The organism is Microbispora sp. KK1-11 (assembly GCF_006874435.1).
GTDB lineage: Bacteria > Actinomycetota > Actinomycetes > Streptosporangiales > Streptosporangiaceae > Microbispora > Microbispora catharanthi.
This window is the reverse complement of the sequence record NZ_VIRJ01000172.1, coordinates 1-359: the sequence shown is the minus strand read 5'-3', so window position 1 is coordinate 359 and position 359 is coordinate 1. Positions and strand designations below refer to the sequence as shown.

Annotated in this window: 1 pseudogene; it reads left to right on the top strand. The window is 65.5% G+C overall.

Going from position 1 to position 359, the window contains the following annotated elements:
* Nucleotides 1–359: pseudogene (locus tag FLW16_RS43245) on the top strand (DNA-directed RNA polymerase subunit beta); the annotation flags it as partial.

Sequence of the window (359 nt, the reverse complement as noted above, 5' to 3'; positions counted from 1 at the left end):
GGTAAGGCGCAGTTCGGCGGCCAGCGCTTCGGCGAGATGGAGGTGTGGGCGCTGGAGGCCTACGGCGCGGCGTACGCGCTGCAGGAGCTGCTGACGATCAAGTCCGACGACGTGCTGGGCCGAGTGAAGGTCTACGAGGCCATCGTCAAGGGCGAGAACATCCCCGAGGCGGGCATTCCCGAGTCCTTCAAGGTTCTCATCAAGGAGATGCAGTCGCTCTGTCTGAACGTCGAGGTTCTGTCGAGCGACGGCATGTCGATCGAGATGAGGGACACCGACGAGGACGTCTTCCGCGCGGCGGAGGAGCTCGGCATCGACCTGTCCCGGCGTCCCCACGAGGGCGCGATGACCGTCGACGA